This window comes from Belnapia arida, assembly GCF_016773205.1.
Lineage (GTDB): Bacteria > Pseudomonadota > Alphaproteobacteria > Acetobacterales > Acetobacteraceae > Belnapia > Belnapia arida.
In genome coordinates this window covers 1-3,622 of sequence record NZ_JAETWB010000112.1, presented here as the reverse complement: position 1 = coordinate 3,622, position 3,622 = coordinate 1, and the positions used below count along the sequence as shown (strand labels likewise).

General features: G+C 60.9%; 3 protein-coding genes and 1 pseudogene. 3 read left to right on the top strand and 1 reads right to left on the bottom strand.

What is annotated here, in order from left to right; genetic code table 11:
* From JMJ56_RS32750 to JMJ56_RS32740, 3 genes and pseudogenes are all read left to right on the top strand, one after another.
* Positions 1-165 (top strand): annotated as a pseudogene (locus JMJ56_RS32750) (IS630 family transposase); the annotation flags it as partial.
* Positions 166-596: 431 nt separating this feature from the next.
* Positions 597-1,448, top strand: coding sequence for a class I SAM-dependent methyltransferase (locus JMJ56_RS32745; RefSeq protein WP_202836059.1), 852 nt, complete (start codon positions 597-599; stop codon positions 1,446-1,448).
* 51 nt (positions 1,449-1,499) lie between these two features.
* A complete protein-coding gene (locus JMJ56_RS32740; protein WP_202836058.1) occupies positions 1,500-2,009 on the top strand; it encodes a transposase in 510 nt (169 codons plus the stop codon).
* A gap of 178 nt (positions 2,010-2,187) precedes the next feature.
* Here the strand turns inward: JMJ56_RS32740 and JMJ56_RS32735 are convergent, their stop codons facing one another.
* Positions 2,188-3,249, bottom strand: a complete 1,062-nt coding sequence (locus JMJ56_RS32735) for a class I SAM-dependent methyltransferase (RefSeq protein WP_202836057.1) — start codon at positions 3,247-3,249, stop codon at positions 2,188-2,190.
* Positions 3,250-3,622: the final 373 nt, after the last annotated feature.

Genomic DNA, 3,622 nt, shown 5'->3' with positions numbered 1-3,622 from the left:
CTGAACCCAATCGAGAATGCCTTCGCCAAGCTGAAGGCCATTCTCCGCAAGGCCGCCGCCCGCACCATCGACGACCTTTGGGATGCCATTCGACACGCACTGCCACGCTTCACCCCAGACGAATGCCGAAGCTACTTCACCGCTGCAGGGTATGAGCCTGAATGATCGGATTCTGCTCTAGCTCCATCAATCTCGCGGCCGTGCCCGCCTGATCAAGGGCTCAGCCCGCCAGGGTCCACGGCATCTAGAGCAGGTCCGGGTTAGTCAGACCCATATCGCGCGACCAGCGGCCGCAAGATAGTTGGCCAAACAACTTTTCCCGGCACCAGTGAGGCTTGGCTGAGCCCATCAAACCTGGAAATGCTCTAGTATCCTGCGCTACGACGAAATCTGACAACGACAGTCGCTTTCCCTGCCGCTGCAAGTGGCTGAGCTAAACTGAGCCGCTTCAGGGTTCCTGAGCACACCAGGCGTGACAGGGCCTACTGCCATTTTCGACGAGGCGACATACGATGTTTCGAAGGCTGCTTCCCTCCCTGAAGCGATTGGTCCCGAACCACAACCGGGCACGGGATCGGGTCCGGTTGTGGCGTGAGATGGAACTTGGCAGCTGTCACAGCCTGCACGGCTTCCGCAACCTGATGGCGTCGCTGCATGAGAAGCGGCAAGAGATGGCGCAGTATGAACGCGCGATGCTCCGGCCGGGGCCGGTCTTCGCAGTGCCCGGCTACTGCTGGGCCTGCAACCGAGATACGTCCTTCCAGGTCAGCTACGACAACTGCTTCACCGGTGATGACGGCACGCGCATGCCGAATTGGCGCGAGCATCTGGTTTGCCCGATTTGTGGCCTAAACAACCGCATGCGCGCCGCGCTGATGTTCATGACGGAAGCAGTGGACACTGCTGAAGCCGTCTATCTCACCGAGCAGGTGACACCGCTTTACAAGGCGACCGCCGCGCGCTTCCCTCACCTGATTGGCAGCGAATATTTGCGCGACGGCACCGCGCCCGGCCGGACTAACCCCGCTAACCTACGGCATGAGGACGTGACGGCGCTGACGCTGGAAGACGGCAGCTTCGCTTGCATCGGCAGCTTCGACGTGCTGGAGCACGTGCCAGACTATATGGCGGGCCTGCACGAGTTTGCCCGATGCCTGCGGCCGGGCGGCCGGCTGCTAATGACGGTGCCCTTCGCGCTGGGGTCGCACCCGCATGTTATCCGAGCGGAACTCGATGCCGATGGCGGCATCCGCCACATTATGCCGCCAGAGTACCATGGCGACCCGCTCGATACCTCTGGCGTGCTGTGCTTCAGGCATTTCGGCTGGGCGCTGATCGAGGACCTGCGCCTGGCCGGGTTTCGCAACGCGCGAATGATGTTCTTCTGGTCGTCGGAACTCGGGCATCTCGGCGGCATGCAGTCGGTCTTGGAAGCAGTTCGCCAGTGAAGGCAAAAGGGCCCTCTGCGAAGGGAGTGCTGCGAAATCCTTGGTCTTCGCATGGGGCGATCCGAGGCCGACACGTTCTGGACGACCTTTCTCAGGAGCCCAATGAAGCGCGGCCTTGAGGGCGTGAAGCTGGTCGTCGCCGATGCCCATGAGCGGGCTGAGGTCGGCAATGCGCGCGTGCTCGGCGCGACATGGCAACGCTGCAAGGTTCATTCGCCAAGGAATGCCTTGGCCCATGTCGGCAAGGCGCAGCAGTCTAGGGCTTCAGCCGCGCGGCGCCAGGCGTTCTGGCAACCCGATCAGACAGTGCCCGGCAGACTTGGCACCACGTCGCCAACCAGTTCCGTGAACGCTGACCCGATCTCGCCACACTCATGGACGACAGCGAGCATACGTGCTCGCCTCCATAGGATTCCCAGCGCAGCAAAGGACCAAGCTGCACTCGCGAACTCGCTGGAGCGATTGAACAAAGATGTGAAACGTCGCGCCGACGTGGTTGGTCTCTCTCCCTCGAAGACCTCTATCATCAGCCCCATCGTCGCCCCTACTGCTCCAGGCTAACGATGAATGACAGACGCAGCACCGCACCACGGGCGTCGAGTTTTTGGGCAAGATGCTTAGCCCGGCCCCCTTCAAAGAAAGCCTACAACTACCCCTCAATCCCGCCTGAGCCGTGGCTACTCGTAGCCCATTAACAAACGCCACCACGTTGACGAACGCTGCCCGTCTCAGCCGTCCGTCAATTCACCTTCCGCAGCCATAAGCTGCCGCCTGGATTGGCCAGGAACAGGGGCATCATGCGCCCGAGTAGCTCGCGGTGTGCCCGCGCCATGAAGTCGTTAAAGAAAACAATCTCCCAGTCCTTGTTAGCGTGTAAGAAGGCATGCAGGCAGTGGAGTTCGTTCCAAGACCTGTTTTCCAAGATTGCCCACTGCTCCGGGTACTCGAACGGGTAGAAGACGTCGTGAAAGTGGACCAGTACGCCGGGTCGCAGCCGCGGCAGCACCCGGGTAAGGTGATGCGCTACGTCACTGCCGGTTTTCACTACGTGCGTTGAATCGATGAACAGGACGTCGCCCGTGCGGAGGCGGTCATACACTGATAACTCGACGTCCTGTACACGGGCCCGCACGATTTCGATCCGTCCACGATCCTCGGGCTGGAGCAAGGCTTCTAAGCGGTCGGTGTAAGGATCGATGAATAAGCAACTCGTCGCCCATCCTAACCTGCGTTCGATGATGTCGAGAGTAGCGGCGGACGAATAGCCGGAGCCGACTTCGATAAAGTTTGCCGGGCGGTGGATCAGAAGGGTACAGGCAAGTGCGATTCCGTCGCCGTAGCTGAAAGCCGGGTTATCGTAGTGGTAGCGGAGACCCGGCCGCGCCCCTGCGCCGAACTCGAGCGAACCGTAGTGTTCCGCCATCCGCTCTGCGTAACGCAATTGCTCCGTTTCCTGAAGGTCAACGCCGGCCGGGGGCGTGTCGCGGTCGAAAATTCGCGCCGCGTCGGCCTGAAGCTCCTGGGGATTGGTGACCGGGGAATAGAAATGGCCAGGCGGAACGAACAGGGGCACTGTTCGCGTCTGGCGGCGCTGATACTCCTCGGAAGAGGTGAAGACGGTGAAGATCTCCTCCGCTGACAGGGGCGCCAACTCGCAAACGCGGCGCTTCAGCGCTTCGGCGTCAATGTCCCGGCCCAACAGCTCCCTGTGAAGGGAGCGGATGAATTCCGCCCGCCTCTGAGCTATGCCTTTGCCCTCGCCTTGCGCGCCTCGGGCGCTTCGAAAAAACTTCTTCAACATGTCACTCTCGGTTGCAATCGGTGTGTCCCCACCCGTGCCTATCTGCATGGGCGTTCGACCCAAGCTGAACGGGGCTATAACCACGCCGCCGTCCTGTTGCGGTGTCCCTAGAGCGCACCCTCGGACCGCGTTCAAGTCAAACAAGGCGTTGATGCAGAAAGTCGGAACGGATGGACTAGCTACAATCGAGCCGTCACGCTTTCGGGCATGTCATTCAAACACAACGCCGTCCAATGCCATCGTATCCCGAAGGCTCGCTACCGGATCCAGAACTGGCCCGCCTACAAGGCTGGCCCAACAGGCTGCTGAAAAGCCTGCCTGCTGCGTGGGAGTAGGCCATTTATTGGCCTGGTTGGGCGTCTGACGCGGCGCT